General features: G+C 56.9%; 18 protein-coding genes and 1 pseudogene. 10 read left to right on the plus strand and 9 right to left on the minus strand.

Features of this window, described 5'->3' with window-relative positions:
• The first annotated feature begins 9 nt into the window (after positions 1-9).
• Both OOJ60_RS17705 and OOJ60_RS17710 read left to right on the plus strand, forming a co-directional pair.
• Positions 10-420, plus strand: a complete 411-nt coding sequence (locus OOJ60_RS17705; protein WP_060570393.1) for a CidA/LrgA family protein — start codon at positions 10-12, stop codon at positions 418-420.
• Entirely contained in the window at positions 413-1,102 is a 690-nt protein-coding gene (locus OOJ60_RS17710) for an LrgB family protein (protein WP_042291151.1), read from the plus strand. The genes OOJ60_RS17705 and OOJ60_RS17710 overlap by 8 nt, the downstream gene beginning before the upstream one ends.
• A gap of 15 nt (positions 1,103-1,117) precedes the next feature.
• Here the strand turns inward: OOJ60_RS17710 and OOJ60_RS17715 are convergent, their stop codons facing one another.
• From OOJ60_RS17715 to acs, 4 genes are all read right to left on the minus strand, one after another.
• Positions 1,118-2,407: a Gfo/Idh/MocA family protein gene (locus OOJ60_RS17715; RefSeq protein ID WP_181822177.1), complete on the minus strand. Its 1,290-nt coding sequence runs from the start codon at positions 2,405-2,407 to the stop codon at positions 1,118-1,120.
• 163 nt (positions 2,408-2,570) lie between these two features.
• Complete coding sequence (gene actP / locus OOJ60_RS17720) at positions 2,571-4,220, minus strand: cation/acetate symporter ActP (protein ID WP_042291146.1); 1,650 nt, start codon at positions 4,218-4,220, stop codon at positions 2,571-2,573.
• Positions 4,217-4,531: a DUF485 domain-containing protein gene (locus OOJ60_RS17725; RefSeq protein WP_042291143.1), complete on the minus strand. Its 315-nt coding sequence runs from the start codon at positions 4,529-4,531 to the stop codon at positions 4,217-4,219. The genes actP and OOJ60_RS17725 overlap by 4 nt, the downstream gene beginning before the upstream one ends.
• Before the next feature lie 232 nt (positions 4,532-4,763).
• A complete protein-coding gene (gene acs, locus OOJ60_RS17730; RefSeq protein ID WP_060570391.1) occupies positions 4,764-6,722 on the minus strand; it encodes an acetate--CoA ligase in 1,959 nt (652 codons plus the stop codon).
• A gap of 432 nt (positions 6,723-7,154) precedes the next feature.
• Between acs and nrfA the strand changes: the two genes are divergently transcribed.
• The 7 genes and pseudogenes from nrfA to gltP all read left to right on the plus strand — a co-directional run bounded on the left by nrfA (position 7,155) and on the right by gltP (position 15,218).
• On the plus strand, positions 7,155-8,591 hold the full coding sequence (gene nrfA, locus OOJ60_RS17735) for an ammonia-forming nitrite reductase cytochrome c552 subunit (protein ID WP_042291139.1): 1,437 nt from the start codon (positions 7,155-7,157) through the stop codon (positions 8,589-8,591).
• Between the two features lie 46 nt (positions 8,592-8,637).
• Complete coding sequence (nrfB, locus tag OOJ60_RS17740) at positions 8,638-9,201, plus strand: cytochrome c nitrite reductase pentaheme subunit (protein WP_042291137.1); 564 nt, start codon at positions 8,638-8,640, stop codon at positions 9,199-9,201.
• Positions 9,198-9,869 carry a cytochrome c nitrite reductase Fe-S protein gene (nrfC, locus tag OOJ60_RS17745; RefSeq protein ID WP_042291135.1) on the plus strand — a complete coding sequence of 224 codons (672 nt, stop codon included), beginning with the start codon at positions 9,198-9,200 and terminating at the stop codon, positions 9,867-9,869. Before nrfB ends, nrfC begins: the two co-directional genes overlap by 4 nt.
• On the plus strand, positions 9,866-10,822 hold the full coding sequence (nrfD, locus tag OOJ60_RS17750; protein ID WP_205612949.1) for a cytochrome c nitrite reductase subunit NrfD: 957 nt from the start codon (positions 9,866-9,868) through the stop codon (positions 10,820-10,822). Before nrfC ends, nrfD begins: the two co-directional genes overlap by 4 nt.
• Positions 10,815-12,969, plus strand: a pseudogene (gene nrfF / locus OOJ60_RS17755) (heme lyase NrfEFG subunit NrfF). Before nrfD ends, nrfF begins: the two are co-directional and overlap by 8 nt.
• Positions 12,956-13,564 carry a heme lyase NrfEFG subunit NrfG gene (gene nrfG / locus OOJ60_RS17760; protein WP_205612950.1) on the plus strand — a complete coding sequence of 203 codons (609 nt, stop codon included), beginning with the start codon at positions 12,956-12,958 and terminating at the stop codon, positions 13,562-13,564. The pseudogene nrfF and the gene nrfG overlap by 14 nt, the downstream one beginning before the upstream one ends.
• A gap of 343 nt (positions 13,565-13,907) precedes the next feature.
• On the plus strand, positions 13,908-15,218 hold the full coding sequence (gltP, locus tag OOJ60_RS17765; protein WP_042291121.1) for a glutamate/aspartate:proton symporter GltP: 1,311 nt from the start codon (positions 13,908-13,910) through the stop codon (positions 15,216-15,218).
• A gap of 47 nt (positions 15,219-15,265) precedes the next feature.
• Here the strand turns inward: gltP and yjcO are convergent, their stop codons facing one another.
• Positions 15,266-15,955, minus strand: a complete 690-nt coding sequence (gene yjcO / locus OOJ60_RS17770) for a Sel1 family TPR-like repeat protein YjcO (protein ID WP_042291118.1) — start codon at positions 15,953-15,955, stop codon at positions 15,266-15,268.
• Positions 15,956-16,070: 115 nt separating this feature from the next.
• On the minus strand, positions 16,071-18,218 hold the full coding sequence (gene fdhF / locus OOJ60_RS17775; RefSeq protein ID WP_084589031.1) for a formate dehydrogenase subunit alpha: 2,148 nt from the start codon (positions 18,216-18,218) through the stop codon (positions 16,071-16,073).
• A gap of 271 nt (positions 18,219-18,489) precedes the next feature.
• On the opposite strand from fdhF, the gene yjdP reads away from it, so the two are divergent.
• The gene (yjdP, locus tag OOJ60_RS17780; RefSeq protein WP_205612951.1) at positions 18,490-18,813 is read left to right on the plus strand and encodes a DDRRRQL repeat protein YjdP; all 324 of its coding nucleotides are present in this window, start codon (positions 18,490-18,492) and stop codon (positions 18,811-18,813) included.
• Positions 18,814-18,853: 40 nt separating this feature from the next.
• On the opposite strand, the gene phnP is transcribed toward yjdP, so the two are convergent.
• The 3 genes from phnP to phnN are packed head-to-tail and all read right to left on the minus strand — an operon-like array spanning position 18,854 to position 20,596.
• Positions 18,854-19,612 carry a phosphonate metabolism protein PhnP gene (gene phnP, locus OOJ60_RS17785; protein ID WP_205612952.1) on the minus strand — a complete coding sequence of 253 codons (759 nt, stop codon included), beginning with the start codon at positions 19,610-19,612 and terminating at the stop codon, positions 18,854-18,856.
• Positions 19,609-20,055 (minus strand): aminoalkylphosphonate N-acetyltransferase, encoded by a 447-nt coding sequence (gene phnO, locus OOJ60_RS17790; RefSeq protein ID WP_205612953.1) that lies wholly within the window; start codon positions 20,053-20,055, stop codon positions 19,609-19,611. The genes phnP and phnO overlap by 4 nt, the downstream gene beginning before the upstream one ends.
• On the minus strand, positions 20,042-20,596 hold the full coding sequence (gene phnN / locus OOJ60_RS17795) for a ribose 1,5-bisphosphokinase (protein ID WP_042291088.1): 555 nt from the start codon (positions 20,594-20,596) through the stop codon (positions 20,042-20,044). Before phnN ends, phnO begins: the two co-directional genes overlap by 14 nt.
• Between the last annotated feature and the right edge of the window lies 1 nt (position 20,597).

Below are 20,597 nucleotides of genomic sequence, written 5' to 3' on the forward strand. Positions count from 1 at the left end.
TATCCCTTCATGGCTGTGGCGATACGCCGCATTACGCCTGTTGTCGTACAGCGACTTCAGGTTCCGGTTCAGGTTCTGCTGTACGCCGGTCTGTTTATCGTTGCGCAAAACCTTGTCTCCTGGCTGCATTTGCCGCTTCCGGCCAATCTGGTGGGCATGGTGCTAATGCTGGCGCTGATTGTGTGTCGGATCCTGCCGTTGCGCTGGGTGCGGGCGGGGGCCCGCTGGCTGCTGGCGGAAATGCTGCTGTTCTTTGTGCCCGCGGTGGTGGCGGTGGTGAACTATGCGCAACTGCTGTTGATCGACGGCTGGCGTATCTTTGCCGTGATTGCGCTCAGCACCCTGATGGTACTCGGTGCGACCGCGTGGGTGGTGGACAAGGTGTATCGCTATGAGTTGCGCAGGTTAAATCGTGAGTAATTTTCAGCTTAGCGCGCTCTGTCTGGTCATCACACTGGTCATCTATTTTCTCAACAAGCGCCTGTATCGCCGCTTTCGCCGACTGCCGCTGATGCCGTTGGTGCTCACCCCGGCGCTGCTGGTGTTGATGCTGGTGTTTGGGCATATCTCCTGGCAAAGCTATATTGGCGAGTCGCACTGGTTATTGTGGCTGCTTGGTCCGGCGACCATCGCCTTTGCAGTGCCGGTCTACGACAATTTTGCCATCATCAAACGTCACTGGATGTCGCTTAGCGCAGGCGTGGTGACGGCAACGGTGGTGGCGGTCACCAGTTCGGTCTGGCTGGCGCGGCTGTTTACGCTCTCCGATGAAATCCAGCGCAGCCTGGCCGTTCGCTCGGTGACCACCCCGTTTGCGCTGGCGGCGGCGGAGCCTATCGGCGGACAGCCGGATCTGGTGGCGCTGTTCGTGGTGGTGACCGGCGTGTTTGGCATGGCGGTTGGCGATGCGCTGTTTCTGCGGCTGTCGATACGCGAAGGTATGGCGAAAGGCGCCGGATTCGGCGCGGCGTCTCACGGCGCAGGAACGGCGCGCTCCTACGAACTGGGGCAGCAGGAGGGCGTCGTCGCCAGCCTGGTGATGATGCTCTCCGGCGTCGTGATGGTGCTCATTGCGCCGCTGGTCGCGAAGCTGATGTTCTGACCAGCGGCGGTTGGGTTATGTCAGACGCGACGCCAGCGCAAATTCGTTAAAGTGGACCGGACGCTGCTGCTGCATGGAGAGGTTTCCGGCGATGCCGGTGAGGATCGACATCGCCCCGGCGCGGTGGTCGGCGGCGCGCTGAAGCGGGTCGTGTTTCACCTCGCCAAACAGATCGGCGAGCATCGCGTTGTCGCCGCCGCCGTGTCCGCCTTCGCCCAGCGTGAAGTCAGCTTTCCACGGCGCGGCAAACATTGGGAAGACGGTGATATCGCAGGTCTCGAGGCTGCCTTCGTTGGCGCGTTCGCCGCCAGCGTTAACGTACGATTTCTCGACGATCTTCATCTCCAGACGGCCTTTGCTGCCGTTAAAGACCACGTTCAGCCCTTCCCAGGGCAGATAAGTGTTCAGTGAATACGTCAGCTGTACGTCATTCTGATATTTCACCAGCACCGACATCGTATCTTCAATGGTAATGCCGTCGCTGAACACGCTCTGGTCGCGGAAGTAGCTATCCTCATGTTCCGCATCCAGATAGAGCGCTTTCAACTGCGGATTCTCTGCCATTTGCAGGGCAAACGGGTCGTCTTTCGCCTGCGGGTAGCCGTGGGCGCGGGGATAAAACTGCGTGACGCCGCGTCGTTCGGCGTTCTCTCTGCCATAAAAACGCAGGCCGCCTTCAGCGTAAACGCGCGCTGGCGTGCTGGCCAACCAGAAGTTCATCAGGTCGAAATGGTGGGTCGATTTATGCACCAGCAGACCGCCGCTATTGCGCTTTTCGCGGTGCCAGCGACGAAAATAGTCTGCGCCATGCTCGGTGTTCAGCAGCCATTCGAAGTGGACGGAGTAAACCTCGCCGATCGTGCCGTTCATCAGCAGTTCGCGCACTTTGCTGTGGTGTGGGGCATAGCGATAGTTGAAGGCGACGCGCACCTGGCGGCCTGTTTCTTCAATGGCATCCAGAATACGCAGGGCGCGCTTTTCGTCGATAGTCATCGGTTTTTCGGTGATCACGTCGCAGCCCGCATGCAGCGCCCGGACGATGTAATCATCGTGGGTGCGGTCCATGGTGGTAACGATGATAATGTCCGGGCGCGTTTCACGGATCATCTCCTCAAACTGCTGCGCTTTCCAGGTCGATACCGGCGCAGCGCCCTCTTTTTCCAGTAATGTGTTGGCGTAGTTCATCCGGGTCTGGTTGGTATCGCAGAAGGCAACCAGCCGGGCGTTCTCTTTCCATTGCCCGCCAATTGCCGAAATATACAGTCCAGCGCGACCGCCGGTTCCCACCAGGGCATATTTCTTCATCGCATTCCCTTCTCTTAAAATGAATTAACGTGTTGATGTAATAAAAACAGCGTTTCACTCTTGTTTGGGTACTGTAGCGCTATCGCGGGAGATGGGTAGAACGCAGGAAGAAAAATGTGATCCCCGGCCATAAAGACCGGGGAGTGGGGGAGTGGGGGAGTGATTAATGGGCGCGGCCTTGTTCGACGCCGTATCCTGTCTGGGAACGGATAAACTGGGCGCGGAACTGCTCGCGTTCGCGGTTTCCTTCCGCTGAGTTATCGGTGGCCGAGAAGAACCAGATGCCGAGGAACGCCACGGTAATGGAGAACAGCGCCGGGTATTCGTAGGGGAAGATCGCCTTTTCGTGACCGAGGATCTGTACCCAAATCGTCGGGCCAAGCACCATCAACACCACTGCCGTCAGTAACCCTAACCAGCCGCCCATCATCGCGCCACGGGTGGTCAGCTTCGACCAGTACATGGAAAGCAGGATGATCGGGAAGTTACAGCTTGCCGCGATGGCAAACGCCAGGCCGACCATGAAGGCAATGTTCTGGTTTTCAAACAGTACGCCAAGAATAATGGCGATGACGCCCAGCACCAGTACGGTGATTTTCGACACCCGCAGTTCTTCGCGCTCGGTGGCGCCTTTACGAAACACGTTGGCGTAGAGATCGTGCGAAACCGCCGACGCGCCCGCCAGCGTCAGTCCGGCCACCACCGCGAGAATAGTGGCGAAAGCGACCGCGGAGATAAAGCCGAGGAACAGATTGCCGCCGACCGCGTTAGCCAGATGCACCGCCGCCATATTGTTGCCGCCAATCAGTGCGCCCGCCGCGTCTTTGTACGCCGGATTTGCCCCGACCAGCATGATCGCGCCAAAGCCGATAATAAAGGTCAGAATGTAGAAGTAACCCATAAAGCCGGTGGCGTAGAACACGCTTTTACGCGCTTCGCGCGCGTCTGACACCGTGAAGAAGCGCATCAGGATATGCGGCAGACCGGCGGTCCCGAACATCAGACCAAGGCCCAGCGACAGCGCGGAGATCGGATCTTTCACCAGCCCCCCAGGACTCATGATGGCGGTGCCTTTCGGATGAACCGCCATTGCTTCGGTAAACAGGTTATTGAAGCTGAAACCGACGTGCTTCATCACCATAAAGGCCATGAAGCTGGCGCCGAACAGCAGCAGCACCGCTTTGATGATCTGCACCCACGTCGTCGCCAGCATACCGCCGAATAGCACGTACATCATCATCAGCACGCCGACCAGCACCACCGCAATGTGGTAATTCAGACCAAATAACAGTTCGATGAGTTTGCCCGCGCCGACCATCTGGGCGATCAGATACAGCGCCACCACCACCAGCGAACCGCAGGCGGAAAGAATGCGGATCGGGCCTTGCTTGAGACGGTAGGAGGCCACATCGGCAAAGGTATAACGTCCCAGATTACGCAGGCGCTCGGCGATCAGAAACAGAATGATCGGCCAGCCCACCAGGAAGCCCAGCGAGTAAATCAGGCCGTCGTAGCCGGAAGTGAACACCAGCGCGGAGATGCCCAGAAAAGAGGCGGCAGACATGTAGTCGCCCGCAATCGCCAGTCCGTTCTGAAAACCAGTAATATTGCCGCCCGCCGTGTAGTAGTCGTTGCGCGAACGCACGCGTTTAGAGGCCCAGTAGGTAATTCCGAGCGTAAATACGACAAAAATCAAAAACATAATGATGGCCTGCCAGTTGGTTGGCTGGCGCTCTACTGTACCGCTAAGGGCATCCGCCGCGTTGGCCGCGAAGGGTAGTGTGGCGGCAAGCGCCGTCAGGACTCTCTTCATGATGCGTTAACCTCGTGCAGTACTGCATTATTAAGACGGTCGAATTCGCCGTTCGCCCGCCAGATATAAATGCCGGTCAGAATAAAGGAGATCAGAATGACCCCGACGCCAATGGGGATACCCCGGGTGACGCTGGTTCCCGCGTGGAGCGGCGTACCCAGCCAGCCAGGCGCGAAAGCAATCAGTAAAATAAAGCCGATATAAATCACCAACATGATGACCGACAGAAGGGTGGCAAACCGTTGCCTTTTTTCGACTAACTCCCTGAAACGCGCACTGTCTTCTATCCGCTGATAAATAGTGTCATTCATCACAGAGCTCTCCAGAGGCCCCCTGCGTCTTTCGCGCCACAGGTGCGTTGGCCGCACTTACCCACCCCAGTCGCCTGGTTCACTCTGCGACTGGGGATGTGTTCGTTTGCCGCCTTCCTGCAACACGAAATCCTTTGGGGGGTTTTATATTTTCCCTCCCGATGAAGAGAGGGGTAAGGTCAGAAATGTCGGCCGGATAAAACGCTTCGCAGCGCCATCCGGCCTGTTCTCATTATGAAGGCATCGCGATAGCCTGCTTCTCTTCGAGCAGTTTCTCTACCACGCCAGGATCGGCAAGGGTCGAGGTATCGCCCAGATTGCTGGTATCGCCTGCCGCGATCTTGCGCAAAATACGGCGCATAATTTTGCCGGAACGGGTCTTCGGCAGGGAATCGGTCCAGTGCAGCACGTCCGGCGTCGCCAGCGGACCAATCTCTTTTCGTACCCAGTTGCGCACTTCCGCGTACAGTTCCGGAGAAGGCTCTTCGCCGTGGTTCAGAGTCACGTAGGCATAAATCGCCTGGCCTTTAATGCTGTGCGGAATACCCACCACCGCCGCTTCGGCGATTTTGGGATGCGCCACCAGCGCGGACTCAATCTCCGCGGTGCCCAGACGGTGACCGGACACGTTCAGCACGTCGTCCACGCGACCGGTGATCCAGTAATAGCCATCTTCGTCACGACGCGCGCCGTCGCCGCTGAAGTACATATTTTTAAAGGTCGAAAAGTAGGTCTGCTCGAAACGCTCATGATCGCCGAACAGCGTGCGCGCCTGACCCGGCCAGGAGTCGGTGATCACCAGGTTGCCCTCGGTCGCCCCTTCCTGCGGATTGCCTTCGTTATCCACCAGCGCAGGCTGCACGCCAAAGAACGGACGGGTGGCGGAACCGGCTTTCAGCTCTGTCGCCCCCGGCAGCGGGGTGATCATGAAACCGCCGGTTTCGGTCTGCCACCAGGTATCGACCACCGGGCATTTCTCATTGCCGATCTTTTTCCAGTACCACTCCCACGCTTCCGGGTTGATCGGCTCGCCAACGGAGCCGAGAATGCGCAGGGAGGAACGGTCGGTGCCCTCGATCGCTTTGTCGCCTTCCGCCATCAGCGCACGGATCGCGGTTGGTGCAGTATACAAAATCGTGACCTGATGCTTATCGACCACCTGCGCCATACGCGCTGGCGTCGGCCAGTTGGGCACCCCTTCGAACATCAGCGTCGTGGCGCCGCAGGCCAGCGGGCCGTACAGCAGGTAGCTGTGTCCGGTGACCCAACCCACATCGGCGGTGCACCAGTAGATGTCGCCCGGATGGTAGTCGAACACATATTTAAAGGTGCTCGCGGCATACACCAGATACCCGCCGGTGGTATGCAGCACGCCTTTCGGCTTGCCGGTAGAGCCGGAGGTATAAAGAATAAACAGCGGATCTTCCGCATTCATTTCAACAGGCTGATGCTCAGCACTGGCATTTTCAATGACGTCGCTCCACCACAAATCGCGGTTTTCCGTCCAGTCGATAGTGCCGCCGGTGCGCTTGAGCACAATCACGTGTTCGATGCTTGTTACGTTCGGATTTTTCAGCGCGTCGTCGACGTTTTTCTTCAACGGAATGCTGCGCCCGGCGCGCACCCCTTCATCGGCGGTGATCACCAGCTTCGAGCTGGAGTCGATAATGCGTCCGGCGACCGCCTCCGGCGAAAAACCGCCGAAGATCACCGAATGCACCGCGCCGATGCGTGCGCAAGCCAGCATCGCGACGGCGGCTTCCGGCACCATCGGCATATAAATCGCCACCACGTCGCCTTTCTTAATGCCTAACGCCTGCAGGGCATTGGCAAAGCGGCAGACGTCACGATGCAGTTCGCGGTAGCTAATGTGTTTACTCTGCGATGCGTCGTCGCCTTCCCAGATGATGGCGGTGCGATCGCCATTTTCCGCCAGATGGCGGTCAAGGCAGTTCGCCGCCAGGTTGAGCGTGCCGTCTTCGTACCATTTAATCGAGACGTTGCCCGGCGCGAAAGAGGTGTTCTTTACGCGTGTATACGGTTTGATCCAGTCGAGAATTTTGCCCTGCTCGCCCCAAAAGGTATCCGGCTCGTTAATTGATTGTTGATATTTTGCCTCATACTGCTCCGGGTTTATCAGGCAACGGTCCGCAATATTGGCGGGAATGGCGTGTTTATGTATTTGGCTCATGGCTTTTGTTCTCCTTGTAAGATGTTAATAATATGTCTCATAAACGTTAAATGTAGGGGTTTAGTCAGTTTTGTTTAGTATTTGCGCGGCAGATCACGCAATAACGGAACTGTGCAAATAATCGGCAATACGTTTTTTGAAGAAGGCCAAAAAAAGTTGGGGAATTCTTTTCGCAACAGACGGTTATGTTAATTTTTTATGAAGGTGTTTCGACGAGGAAAAGCACAAAGGGAGTAGCGATAAAACGGGGTGACTAACTCTAAAGTGGTATTTTACATACACTTACAATTGATTAAAGACAACATTTTCCGTGTGGTTTTTTGTTACATCTAGATTAGGGCAATGTCATGACGGTTATGTGCGGTTATCGTCATGGAAAGAATAAAAAAGAACCGTCATTAAGAGCAATGGCGCAATCTGGATGAGACCTCTATGACAAGGATTACACATCGTGCACGCCGTTTTTTCAGCCTGATAGTACCGCTTTTTTTCATTTCTGCTGTTTACGCTGAGCAAACTGCCGCACCCGCAAAAACCGTTACCGTTGAAGCGAAAAATGACGTCTTCGCGCCTCAACATCCCGATCAATACCTCTCCTGGAAAGCCACGTCGGAACAGTCCACGCGGGAAGACGCGCTGGCGGAAGATCCGCGGCTGGTGATCCTGTGGGCAGGTTATCCCTTCTCTCGTGACTACAACAAACCGCGCGGGCACGCGTATGCGGTAACCGACGTGCGGGAAACCCTGCGTACGGGCGCGCCGAAAAACGCCGAAGACGGTCCGCTGCCGATGGCCTGCTGGAGCTGCAAAAGCCCGGACGTGGCGCGTTTGATCCAAAAAGAGGGGGAAGATGGCTACTTCCACGGCAAATGGGCGCGTGGGGGACCGGAGATCGTCAATAACTTAGGCTGCGCCGACTGCCATAACACCGCATCCGCCGATTTCGCGAAAGGCAAGCCGGAACTGACCCTGTCGCGCCCCTATGCGGAACGCGCAATGGAAACCATCGGCAAGCCGTTCGATAAGGCCAGCCGCTTTGACCAGCAGTCAATGGTCTGCGGTCAGTGCCATGTGGAGTACTATTTCGACGGTAAAAACAAAGCCGTTAAGTTCCCGTGGGATGAGGGAATGAAGGTCGAGAACATGGAGAAATACTACGACGCCATCGCGTTCTCTGACTGGACCAACTCGCTGTCGAAAACGCCCATGTTAAAAGCGCAGCACCCGGAATATGAGACCTGGAGCGCGGGTATTCACGGTAAAAACAACGTGACCTGTATTGACTGTCACATGCCAAAAGTGCAGAACGCGGAAGGTAAACTCTACACCGACCACAAGATTGGCAATCCATTCGACAACTTCGCCCAGACCTGCGCGAATTGCCATACCCAGGACAAGGCTGCGCTGCAAAACGTGGTCGCCGAGCGTAAAAAGTCGATCAACGAGCTGAAAATCAACGTCGAGGATCAACTGGTTCATGCCCACTTCGAAGCGAAGGCGGCCTGGGATGCCGGCGCGACGGAAGCGGAAATGAAGCCGATTCTGGAAGACATTCGCCATGCGCAATGGCGCTGGGATCTGTCGATCGCCTCTCACGGCATTCATATGCATGCGCCGGAAGAAGGGCTGCGGATGCTGGGCGGCGCGATGGATAAAGCCGCTGATGCCCGTACCAAACTGGCGCGTCTGCTGGCGACCAAAGGCATCACCCACGAGATCGCCCTGCCGGATATCTCCACCAAAGAGAAAGCCCAGGCGGCGATTGGTCTGAACATGCAGCAGATTAACGCTGAAAAACAGGACTTCATCAAAACGGTGATTCCGCAGTGGGAAGACCAGGCGCGTAAAAACGGCCTGTTAAGCCAATAACCCCTTCCGCCCCACACACAGGGGCGGATTACTCAACGGAGTGAATATGAGCGTATTACGTTCGTTATTAACTGCTGGGGTGCTGGCGTCAGGTCTGTTATGGAGCCTGAGTGGGGCAACCGCCACGCCAACGCCGCAGGAGTCTGATCGCTGGGAGGTCACGCCACAGCGTAGCCCGGACGCCGCCTGCCTGGACTGTCATAAGCCGGACACCGACGGGATGCACGGCAAGCATGCGTCCGCCACCAATCCGAATAATAAACTGCCGGTCACCTGTACTAACTGCCACGGCCAGCCGTCGCCGCAGCACCGTGAAGGGGTGAAGGATGTGATGCGCTTTAACGAGCCGATGTACAACGTCGAGCAGCAAAACAGCGTCTGTATGTCCTGTCACCTGCCCGAGCAACTGCAAAAAGCTTTCTGGCCGCACGATGTTCACGTCACAAAAGTGGCCTGCGCCAGCTGTCACTCACTGCATCCGAAGCAAGACGCAATGCAGACGTTAAGCGATAAAGGGCGGATTAAAATCTGCGTCGATTGCCACAGCGATCAGCGCAACAATCCGAACTTTAATCCGGCGTCGGTTCCCTTGCTTAAGGAGCATCCATGAGCTGCTCCCGTCGCCAGTTTATCACCCGCGTCGGCGCGCTGGTGGCGGTTAGCGGCACAGCAGGACGCGTGGTAGCGAAAACGTTGAATATCAACGGCGTGCGTTACGGCATGGTGCATGATGAATCGTTATGTATCGGCTGTACCGCCTGTATGGATGCCTGTCGGGAAGTGAACAACGTGCCGGAAGGCGTCTCGCGGCTGACGATTATTCGCAGCGAACCGCAGGGGACGTTTCCGGACGTGAAGTATCGCTTTTTCCGTCATTCATGCCAGCATTGCGATCATGCGCCGTGCGTGGACGTCTGTCCGACCGGCGCGTCCTATCGCGACGCCGCCAACGGTATTGTGGACGTTAACCCGGATCTCTGTGTCGGTTGCCAGTACTGTATCGCCGCTTGTCCATACCGGGTGCGCTTTATCCATCCGGTGACGAAAACGGCGGATAAATGCGATTTCTGCCGTAAGACCAACCTGAAAGCGGGCAAGCTGCCAGCCTGCGTTGAGGCCTGCCCGACGAAGGCGCTGACCTTTGGTAATCTTGACGATCCCAACAGCGATATTTCGCGGCTGTTACAGCAGAAACCCACCTACCGTTACAAGCTGGCGCTGGGCACGAAACCGAAGGTCTACCGCGTTCCCTTTAAATTTGGGGAGGTGAGCCAATGACAAACGCATCTGCTTTCCACTTTGAATCGCTGGTGTGGGACTGGCCCATCGCCATCTATCTGTTTTTGATCGGTATCTCCGCCGGGCTGGTCACGCTGGCGATTCTGCTGCGTCGTTTCCATCCGGAGGCGGGCGGCGCTGACAGTACGCTGCTGCGTACAACGCTGGTGGTCGGGCCGGGGGCGATAATTCTCGGCCTGCTGATTCTGATCTTCCATCTGACGCGTCCGTGGACCTTCTGGAAACTGATGTTTCACTACAGCTTTACGTCAGTGATGTCGATGGGGGTCATGCTGTTCCAGTTGTACATGGTGGTGCTGGTACTGTGGCTGGCGAAAATCTTTGAAAAAGAGCTGATTGCTCTGCAACAGCGTTGGCTGCCGCGTCTGAGTGTGCTGCCAAAAGCGCTGTCGCTCATCACGCCGTTTCATCGCCCGCTTGAAACGCTGATGCTGGTGTTGGCGGTACTGCTTGGCGCCTACACCGGATTTTTGCTTTCCGCGCTCAAGTCCTACCCGTTCCTGAATAACCCGGTCCTGCCGGTGTTGTTCCTGTTCTCGGGGATCTCTTCCGGCGCGGCGGTGGCGCTCATTGCAATGGCCTTGCGCCAGCGCAGCAACCCACACAGTACGGAAGCGCACTTTGTTCACCGAATGGAAACACCGGTGGTGTGGCTGGAAATCTTCCTGCTGGCGGCCTTTTTTGTTGGCCTGGCGTTGGGCGATGACGGCAAAATGCGCGCGCTTTCCGCCGCGTTAGGCGGTGGATTCTGGACCTGGTGGTTCTGGATCGGCGTCGCGGGGCTGGGGCTGATTGTGCCGATGCTGTTGAAGCCGTGGGCGAATCGTGGATCCACCTTCCACGGTGTGCTGGCGGCCTGCGGCGCCAGCCTGACCGGCGTTCTGCTGTTACGTTTCTTTATTCTGTATGCGGGGCAACTGACGGTTGCATAACCTGGACGTGTTCCTACCTGAAGCCGGTTTTTTGGCGCTGTTGTTAAGCCTTGGGGTCAACGTGTTGACCCCGCTTGCCGTGCTGACCGGGATTCAGCGGCGCTGGCTGGGCGTTATGCGCCTGGCGAGCGTCGGCGTCTGGACGCAGTTCGCGCTTTTGCTGGCGGCGTTTACGCTGTTGATAAACGCCTTTCTGAGCAGCGACTTTTCGGTCATCTACGTGGCGCAGCACAGCCACAGCTTGCTGTCGTGGGGGCTAAAGCTGGCGGCGGTATGGGGCGGACATGAAGGTTCCTTACTGCTATGGGTGCTGTTTCTTTCTGCCTGGAGCGCGCTGTTTGCCTGGCGCTACCGTCAACAATCGGATGCGCTGTTTCCGCTGACGCTCAGCCTTCTTTCTCTGATCATCGCGTTGCTGCTGCTGTTTGTGGTGGTGTGGTCTGATCCGTTTGCACGCATTTTCCCTCCCGCGATAGAAGGGCGCGATCTCAACCCGATGCTGCAGCATCTGGGGTTGATCCTGCATCCGCCGCTACTGTATCTGGGCTATGGCGGGCTGATGGTGGCTACGGGCGTGGCGCTCGCCTCGCTGCTTCACGGCGATTTTACTGCCGCGGCCGCCCGGGTGTGCTGGCGCTGGGCGCTGCCCGGCTGGTGCGCGCTGACCCTCGGCATCATCCTCGGCTCCTGGTGGGCGTACTGCGAGTTGGGGTGGGGCGGATGGTGGTTCTGGGACCCGGTGGAAAACGCCTCTCTGTTGCCCTGGCTGTCCGCCAGCGCGCTGCTGCACAGTCTGTCGCTTTCGCGCAGACAGGGGATTTTTCGCCACTGGTCACTGCTGCTGGCGATCGTCACCCTGATTCTTTCACTGCTGGGCACGCTGATTGTGCGCTCCGGCATTCTGGTCTCTGTGCATGCTTTTGCGCTGGATAACGTGCGCGCGGCGCCGCTGTTTGCGCTGTTCGCCGTGCTGAGTCTCGCTTCGCTTGCGCTGTACGCCTGGCGGGCGCGTGATGGTCAACCGACAGTGCGTGCGGGGAACGGGTCGCGCGAAACGTTGATACTCGCGACGCTACTGCTTTTTTGCGCGGTACTGCTGATCGTGCTGGTGGGGACGCTTTACCCGATGATTTACGGTCTGCTTGGCTGGGGACGTCTTTCCGTAGGCGCGCCTTATTTCAATCGCGCTACGCTGCCGTTCGGCCTGCTGATGCTGGTCGTCATCGTTGTGGCGACGATAAGAAACCGTAAATCTGCCTGGCGACGACAGCTTCCGGCGCTGATTGCCCATACAGGCGTGCTGATCGCGGCGCTGGGGATTGTGGTGTCCAGCGTCAGTCGTCAGGAGATTAGCCTGAATTTACGTCCGGGGCAGCAGGTGGCGCTGGCAGGATACACCTTCCGCTTCGACCGGCTCGAGCTTGAAGCAAAGGGCAATTACACTACCGAGAAAGCGCAGATTGCGCTGTGGCAGGGGGAGAATCGTATTGGCAATTTGACACCGGAGCGGCGGTTTTATACCGCGCGCCGCCAGCAGATGATGGAGCCGGACATTCGCTGGAACCTTATACACGACTGGTATGCGGTAATGGGCGAGAAAACCGGTCCGGAACGTTACGCCATGCGGTTGTACGTTCAAAGCGGCGTGCGCTGGATCTGGGGCGGTGGGCTGCTGATGATTGTCGGCGCGCTACTGAGCGGCTGGCGCGGGAGGAGGGAAGATGCGTAATACGGCGCCATTTCACAGGCTGTTCATCCTGGTTACGCTACTTTTTTTCACGCTTACCGTCCATGCTCAGGTCGTCGATACCTGGACCTTCGCTAACCCGCAGCAGCAGGAGAAAGCGCTTTCTGTCGCCAGCCGGTTACGTTGTCCCCAGTGCCAGAACCAGAACTTACTGGAATCCAACGCGCCGGTGGCGGTCAGTATGCGCCATCAGGTCTACACAATGGTGGCGGAGGGGAAAAGCGAAGCGGAAATTACTGTCTGGATGACCGAACGCTACGGCGACTTTGTTCGCTACAATCCGCCGCTGAACGGACAAACTTTGCTGCTTTGGGCGCTGCCGTGTCTGTTACTGCTGGTGGTGGGGGGGATCCTGTGGCGCGCGGTAAAGCCCAAAAGGACAAACGATGATGCAGCCTGACTCCCACCGTTCTCTGCCCGTAAAACGTCTGGCGGCGGCCGTCATGCTGATGGTGATTATCTGCTTTAGCGGTTATCTGCTGTCGCCGAAATGGCAGGCGGTACGCAGCGAACAGCAGCGTCTGGCAGATCCGCTGCATGCGTTTACCGACGCGCAAACCCCACAAGCGCAACTGCGAACGTTGCAGACCCAGATTCGCGCGAATCCCCAGGACAGCGAAAAGTGGGCGTTACTCGGCGAGTATTACCTCTGGCGTAACGACTACGCTAACGCGCAGCGGGCGTATCGTCAGGCGCTGCAACTGCGCGGGGAGAACGCCGAGCTTTACGCCGCGCTGGCGACGGTGCTTTACTATCAGGCGGGACAGCATATGACGCCGCTGGCCCGCGAGATGATTGATAAAGCATTAGCGCTGGACGCCAGTGAGGTGACCGCGCTGATGCTCCTGGCCTCGGATGCGTTTATGCAGGCTGATTACCGCGAGGCGATTATCCAGTGGCAAAAAGCCCTCGATCTCAATTCACCGCGGGTAAACCGCGTACAGGTGATTGACGCAATAAATATGGCGAAGTTGTTGCAGAATCGTCAGAAATGATTTTGTTTTTTTGTGATTTATGTCGTTTTTGCTGTTTAAAAAACAGGCAAATGAACATCGTACGCAAAATAATTCCTGAAAGTTATAATTCAAAAACGCACATTTAAAAATCTTTCCATAACAAATAGTTATTCATAATAAACGCCATAAACTCGCGTTATTATGCATTATTTCAGCTAAATGCGCTGTTCTGAAAGGGTTGCGCAAGATGCCTTGCAAATGGTACTGATTATGCGCGTTAAAAAACTCTATAACCCAACGCAACACAATTCATACCCTTTCAGTATGTATCCATTCCCGCTTTGACGAGGGGACTGGCGCTCCATTGAGGAAGTCCGCTGTTATGAAAAGTTTTAAACTCAGCCTGGCCTGGCAGATTTTGATTGCCATGGTGCTGGGCATTCTACTGGGGAGTTACCTGCACTATCACAGCGACAGCCGTGAATGGCTGATTGCTAACCTGCTGTCACCGGCAGGGGATATCTTTATCCATCTGATCAAAATGATCGTCGTCCCTATCGTGATTTCGACGCTGATTGTCGGTATTGCCGGGGTGGGTGATGCCAAACAGCTTGGGCGTATCGGCGCCAAAACCATTATCTATTTCGAAGTGATCACGACCATCGCCATCATTCTGGGTATCACGCTGGCGAATGTGTTTCAACCCGGTTCCGGCATTGATATGTCGCAACTGGCGACCGTGGATATTTCGAAATACCAGAACACGACGGCGGAGGTGCAGAGCCATGCGCATGGCCTGATGGGCACCATACTCTCGCTGGTGCCAACCAACATCGTGGCATCGATGGCGAAAGGCGATATGCTGCCGATCATCTTCTTCTCGGTACTGTTTGGCCTGGGGCTTTCTTCGCTGCCTGCCACACACCGTGAACCGCTGGTGACGGTGTTCCGCTCCATCTCCGAAACCATGTTTAAAGTCACCCATATGGTCATGCGTTATGCGCCGGTCGGGGTGTTCGCACTGATTGCCGTGACCGTCGCTAACTTCGGTTTTGCCTCCCTGTGGCCGCTGGCGAAACTGGTGCTGCTGGTTCACTTCGCGATTCTGTTCTTCGCGCTGGTGGTGTTGGGGATTGTCGCGCGCCTGTGTGGACTGAGCGTCTGGATCCTGATTCGCATTCTGAAAGACGAGCTGATCCTGGCTTACTCCACCGCCAGCTCCGAGAGCGTGCTGCCGCGTATCATCGAAAAGATGGAAGCCTACGGCGCGCCAGCGTCTATTACCAGCTTCGTCGTGCCAACGGGGTACTCCTTTAACCTTGACGGTTCCACCCTGTACCAGAGTATTGCCGCCATCTTTATTGCGCAGCTGTACGGGATCGACCTGTCATTGTGGCAGGAGATCGTACTGGTGCTGACGCTGATGGTTACGTCGAAAGGGATTGCCGGCGTGCCGGGCGTGTCGTTTGTGGTGCTACTGGCTACATTAGGCAGCGTGGGCATTCCGCTGGAAGGTCTGGCGTTCATCGCTGGTGTCGACCGTATCCTCGACATGGCGCGTACCGCGCTGAACGTGGTGGGGAATGCGCTGGCGGTGCTGGTCATTTCCAAGTGGGAACACAAGTTTGACCGCAAGAAAGCGCTGGCTTACGAGCGCGAGGTGCTGGGCAAATTTGATAAAACCGCCCAGTAACGGTTAACAGGTTGCCGGATAAGCATCGCGTTATCCGGCAACCTGCATCACCCGTTCGTTAACTTCTCAAACTCCTCGCAGCCGGTATCGAATCCTTCGGTGCAGCTCAGATTCAACCAGTGCAGCGCCTTCTGTTTGTTCTTCTCAATAAAGCCCTGTTCACCGTTCAGAAACATCATTCCCGCCCAGTATTCGGAATAGCCGGTACGGGAAATGGCGGAACTGCGTTTGAAATACCAGGTCGCTTTGTCATCGTCTGCCGGAATGCCGACGCCGTTGGCGTAAATCAGTCCAAGCAGCATCTGCGCATCAACCGCCACGTCGCTCTCGAGATTTTGCGAGGCGTTTTGCAGCAGGGAAATCGCTTTCGGGTAGTCGGGCTTCCCGGCCTGGGTGTTCAACAGAATCCGCGCGAGGGTGATCTCGCCCGCTTTACTGCCCGCTTGCGCCGCCCTTTCGGCCAGCGTTTTCGCTTCACGGTAATCGAGGCTGACCGGGTTGGTGATTTTAATTTGCGCCAGTAGCGCACAGGCGTCGGCATCGCCATTACTGGCGGATTTCTGCGCCCAGTATTCGGCTTTGCTTAAGTCGCCAAAGCTAAACCAACTGTCAGCGAGGTAATACTGTGCGCGTCTGTCTCCTGCCTCTGCGGCCTGCAAATACTGGCTTCCCGGTTCCGGAGCGGCAGCATGGGCAAAGAATGTCATGAATAACATCAATGCAAGAAGTGGTTTCATTTTGCGTTTTAGTTAGGGTACGGAAAAGACAGTATAAAGAGATCGTCTGGATAAAAAAACAGCCTCCACGGAGGAGGCTGCTGTCGTTAAACATGCCAGGTAAGGCATGTCAGAATCAACCCATTGCGCTTTCGCGCAGACGGGTTTTCAGCTTGTTGTACTCGTCAATCACATACTGCTCGGCGGCGCGCTGGTCGGCGATCGGCTCAACGCGTACGGCGCAGTATTTGTACTCCGGCGTTTTGGTAATCGGGCTTAAGTTCTCGGTGACCAGCTCGTTACAGGCGCCAATCCACCACTGGTAGGTCATGTAAATCGCCCCTTTATTCGGGCGTTCGCTGACCTGCGCGCGGGTGATGATTTTGCCTTTACGCGAATGAACCCAGACCAGCGCTTCATCTTCAATGCCCAGACGCGCGGCGTCGGCGGCGTTGATTTGCGCATAGCCCGGCTCGTCCGCCAGCGCAGCCAGCGCCGCGCAGTTACCGGTCATTGAGCGGCAGGAGTAGTGGCCAACTTCACGAACCGTCGACAGCACCATCGGGTACTCTTCGGTCAGCTTGTCGATCGGCGCAACCCAGTCGCAGGTAAAGAACTGCGCGAGACCGTTCGGGGTATCAAATTTCTCTTTAAAGAGATACGAGGTGCCCTGATCGGCGTCGGACGTGTCGCGACACGGCCACTGGATATAGCCCAGTTCGCCCATTTTCTCGTACGTGGCGCCGTAGAAATCCGGGCACAGATGACGCAACTCGTCCCAGATCTCCTGGGTGTTGTTATAGTGCATCGGGTAGCCCATCCGGGTGGCGATTTCACTGATAATTTGCCAGTCCGTTTTCAGATCCCACTTCGGTTCGACCGCTTTAAAGAAGCGCTGGAAACCACGGTCAGCGGCGGTAAAGACCCCTTCATGCTCGCCCCACGACGTAGACGGTAAAATCACATCCGCCGCCGACGCGGTTTTGGTCATAAAGATGTCCTGCACGATAACCAGTTCCAGGTCCTCAAACGCTTTACGCACGGCTGACAACTCGGCATCAGTCTGTAGCGGATCTTCGCCCATGATGTACGCCGCGCGCACTTCGCCATGCGCCGCCCGGTGCGGCAGCTCGCTGATGCGATAGCCGGTATGTTCCGGCAGGCTGTCGACACCCCAGGCTTTGGCGAACTTCTCACGGTTTTCCGGGAACTTCACGTACTGATAGCCCGGATAGGTGTCCGGCAGCGCGCCCATGTCGCAGGCGCCCTGTACGTTGTTCTGGCCACGCACCGGGTTGACGCCGACGCTCGGCTTACCGAGGTTACCGGTCAGCATCGCGAGGCTGGTCAGCGAACGAACGGTTTCCACGCCCTGATAGAACTGGGTGACGCCCATGCCCCACAGGATCGATGCGCTTTTCGCCCCGGCATACATCCGCGCCGCCTGACGAATGTCGTGGGCGCTGACGCCGGTGATATCCTCAACAGATTCCGGCGTATAACCGTCGACAATCTTACGGTACTCTTCAAAGCCTTCCGTACGCGAAGCGACAAACGCCTGGTCGTACAGGTTTTCTTCAATAATGACGTGGCCCATGGCGTTCAACAGCGCGATATTCGAGCCGTTTTTCAACGCGATGTGCATATCGGCAATGCGCGCGGTTTCAATTTTGCGCGGATCGCAGACGATGATTTTCGCGCCGTTACGTTTCGCGTTAATCACGTGATTCGCCACGATGGGGTGGGAATCCGCCGGGTTATACCCGAAGATAAACACGAGATCGGTGTTATCAATTTCGTTAATTGCGTTACTCATTGCGCCGTTACCGACCGACTGGTGCAGACCTGCAACCGATGGGCCGTGTCAGACGCGAGCGCAGCAGTCAACGTTATTGGTACCAATAACGGCGCGCGCAAATTTTTGCATGATGTAGTTGGTTTCATTCCCGGTGCCACGCGACGAACCGGTCGTCTGAATGGCGTCGGGTCCGTATTTCGCCTTGATGGCGCTCAGGCGTTCAGCGACATAATTCAGCGCTTCATCCCAGGAAACGGATTCCAGTTTGCCGCCGCGCTGGCGACGAATCATAGGGGTTTTCAGGCGCGGGGTCAGGATCTGGGTATCGTTAATAAAATCCCAGCCGTAGTAGCCCTTCAGACACAGGGTCCCCTGGTTGGTTTTCCCCTGCGCTGCCTCAGCCCGGACGATTTTGCCGTTATCGACCACCAGGTTGATTTTGCAACCTGATGCGCAATACGGGCAAACCGTGACGACTTTTTTCATCGGTCTCGCTCCAGTTAATCAAATCGCGCATACACGCTTGTCGCCCTGAGTATGCATCTTTTATGCCACATTTTAATTGGGGACTTTCCCTGATATTACGGGCAAATTTTGGACAAAACCCTGACGAAAAACAGGCTGTCGACAGTTTTGACGTGACGAAGGCGGCGATGGGCGCTCATTCTGCCCGGCAGGCTGGATTTGAGATTCCTCCGCTACTCGCGAGAATGACCGATGATTACCGTAGAGCCACTCCACCGTTGAGGCTAACGCTATGAAACGCTACTCCACGCTCTTTTTATTCAGCTTACTGTCGCTGAGCACCGTTTCGGCGTATGCCGATGTGATTGATGACGCTATTGGCAATATTCAGCAGGCGATCAACGACGCCTATAATCCCGGCAGCAGCCGTAATGACGATGATGACGATCGTTACGATCGCAGCCGTCAAACCGACAGTCGACAGTACGACGATCGCCGCCGACAGCTCGAGGACAGGCGCCGCCGTTTAGACGAACGCCAGCGCCAGCTGGATGACGACCGACGTCGATTAGAAGAGGACGAACGCAGGCTGGAAGAAGATTACGAACGGTGGTAAGGGCAGTCTGTTGCCCTCTCCCGCAGAGGAGGGAAAACGCTTAGTCCAGCACCAGTACCATCCCGTCATACCCCGCTTCGATGCCGTCCGGCAGCGGGTTATCCATCATCCACACGTCAAACTGATGGCTGATATGCGTCAGGATCACCCGTGGGCAGCCAATCACCTCATTCAGCGCAATCACGGTGTTTAAATCGCAATGGTTGCGCGGCGCGTCCGGTCGCGGTTCATGGCTACAGTCGATCACTATCGCCTGCGGGCGGTTGTTGAGCAAAAATTTCAGCGTCTTATCCGGCAGCCCGGCGGTATCCGAAAGCCACGCCACCCGGCTGTGGGCAGACTCCAACAGATAGCCAAAGGTCAGCTTTGAGTGATTCAGCGGCAGCGGCGTCACCTGCAATCCCTGCAAATCAAACACCACAAACGGCTCGACGGTATGGCTGAAGTCGAGAATGCCGGGATGCTTAAACAGATCGTCGCAGCCCTGTTCGTCAGGCGGCCCGTACACCGGGATCGTCGCGCCCACGCCCCAGCGCAGCGGAAACAGCCCCTGCACGTGATCCATATGATAATGGGTGAGTAAAAATTGCTCAAAAGATCCGGCAGGCCAGCGATCCGCAAGATCGTGCAAGCCCGCGTCCAGCAATGTTACCGCATGATTAAATTTAATCACGCCGCTACACGGGCGACGACGATACGCTTCATGCTGGCGCGCCCGGCAGCAGGCCGCGCAGTCGCAGCCATACGCTGGAACGCCTTGTGCGCCGCCGGTTCCGGTTAAGGTGAGGGTCAGGCTCATCGGTTGCCACACAGCGCTTTGGTGAAGCGAAAATGGCTCTGGGTGTAACCTTCGCGCAGGTAAAAGCGGTGGGCGTCAAGACGCTTCACGTTGGTGGAAAGCTCGGTCATCTCCGCCCCCGCGCGTCTGGCTTCGTCCTCTGCCCAGGCCAGCAGTTGGTTGCCGATTTTCAGGCCGCGCGCCTGGGGCATTACCACCAGTTCCTGAATCTCGCCGATCCAGTTGGCGTGATGGAGATGAAATTGCATATGCAGACCAATCATGCCCACCACCTCGCCGTCGAGCAGCGCAAGCTGATAGCGCAGATTGCTATCCCGCAGGTTCGCCGCAAATCCGGCGCTGAACGCCTGATGATCGAACTCGGCTTGCTTTAGTTCGCAAATGAGGGCATAGACGGCGTGGGTGTCGTCCGCCGTGGCGCGACGCAGTTCACAGGCAGGCATGGCTTTTCTCCTTTCGTCCGATCAGCATTAACAGCGTATCGACTGACTGTAGCAGACTGCCGTCATTGTTCAGCGTATGGCAGTCAAACGGCGCGTAGCGGGCGGCGCGTTCGAGACGGGCGGCAATCTCCGCTTCGCTTTCGCGTCCGCGCGCCTGTAACCGCTGGCGCAGAATGGCGGGGGAGACCTGCAAACAGACCGGCATCAGCGCTGTGCCGTAACGCGCCTGCGCCTGGGGAAGATGGGCGCGGGAGCCATTAACCACCACGTCGAATCCGCCGTTCAGCCACAGGTCGATCTCCACCCCGACGCCGTAGTATAAACCATTGGCGTGCCAGCTCAGCGCCAGCAGGTTATGTCCCGCACGGGTGAAAAATTCCTGTTCGCTCAGGGCGATATGGTTTTCATTTCCGGCGTTGGCCGCGCGGGTAATGTAGCGGTGCGCGACCAGGAGTTGCGCATGTTCCTGCTGGCGCAGCGCCGCCAGCAAACTGTCTTTACCGGAGCCGGACGGCCCCATCAGCCAGATCAGTTTTCCCATA

This window comes from Citrobacter sp. R4 (assembly GCF_026719175.1).
GTDB classification, from domain to species: domain Bacteria; phylum Pseudomonadota; class Gammaproteobacteria; order Enterobacterales; family Enterobacteriaceae; genus Citrobacter_A; species Citrobacter_A sedlakii.

What these genes read in the sequence shown, in the direction of transcription:
- nrfB (WP_042291137.1), top strand. Translation starts at nt 8,638, where the DNA reads ATGAGCGTATTACGTTCGTTATTAACTGCTGGGGTGCTGGCGTCAGGT.
- yjcO (WP_042291118.1), bottom strand. Translation starts at nt 15,955, where the DNA reads ATGAAACCACTTCTTGCATTGATGTTATTCATGACATTCTTTGCCCAT.
- nrfD (WP_205612949.1), top strand. Translation starts at nt 9,866, where the DNA reads ATGACAAACGCATCTGCTTTCCACTTTGAATCGCTGGTGTGGGACTGG.
- acs (WP_060570391.1), bottom strand. Translation starts at nt 6,722, where the DNA reads ATGAGCCAAATACATAAACACGCCATTCCCGCCAATATTGCGGACCGT.
- yjdP (WP_205612951.1), top strand. Translation starts at nt 18,490, where the DNA reads ATGAAACGCTACTCCACGCTCTTTTTATTCAGCTTACTGTCGCTGAGC.
- nrfC (WP_042291135.1), top strand. Translation starts at nt 9,198, where the DNA reads ATGAGCTGCTCCCGTCGCCAGTTTATCACCCGCGTCGGCGCGCTGGTG.
- nrfA (WP_042291139.1), top strand. Translation starts at nt 7,155, where the DNA reads ATGACAAGGATTACACATCGTGCACGCCGTTTTTTCAGCCTGATAGTA.
- OOJ60_RS17725 (WP_042291143.1), bottom strand. Translation starts at nt 4,531, where the DNA reads ATGAATGACACTATTTATCAGCGGATAGAAGACAGTGCGCGTTTCAGG.
- phnN (WP_042291088.1), bottom strand. Translation starts at nt 20,596, where the DNA reads ATGGGAAAACTGATCTGGCTGATGGGGCCGTCCGGCTCCGGTAAAGAC.
- phnO (WP_205612953.1), bottom strand. Translation starts at nt 20,055, where the DNA reads ATGCCTGCCTGTGAACTGCGTCGCGCCACGGCGGACGACACCCACGCC.
- phnP (WP_205612952.1), bottom strand. Translation starts at nt 19,612, where the DNA reads ATGAGCCTGACCCTCACCTTAACCGGAACCGGCGGCGCACAAGGCGTT.
- actP (WP_042291146.1), bottom strand. Translation starts at nt 4,220, where the DNA reads ATGAAGAGAGTCCTGACGGCGCTTGCCGCCACACTACCCTTCGCGGCC.
- gltP (WP_042291121.1), top strand. Translation starts at nt 13,908, where the DNA reads ATGAAAAGTTTTAAACTCAGCCTGGCCTGGCAGATTTTGATTGCCATG.
- OOJ60_RS17715 (WP_181822177.1), bottom strand. Translation starts at nt 2,407, where the DNA reads ATGAAGAAATATGCCCTGGTGGGAACCGGCGGTCGCGCTGGACTGTAT.
- nrfG (WP_205612950.1), top strand. Translation starts at nt 12,956, where the DNA reads ATGATGCAGCCTGACTCCCACCGTTCTCTGCCCGTAAAACGTCTGGCG.
- OOJ60_RS17705 (WP_060570393.1), top strand. Translation starts at nt 10, where the DNA reads ATGGCTGTGGCGATACGCCGCATTACGCCTGTTGTCGTACAGCGACTT.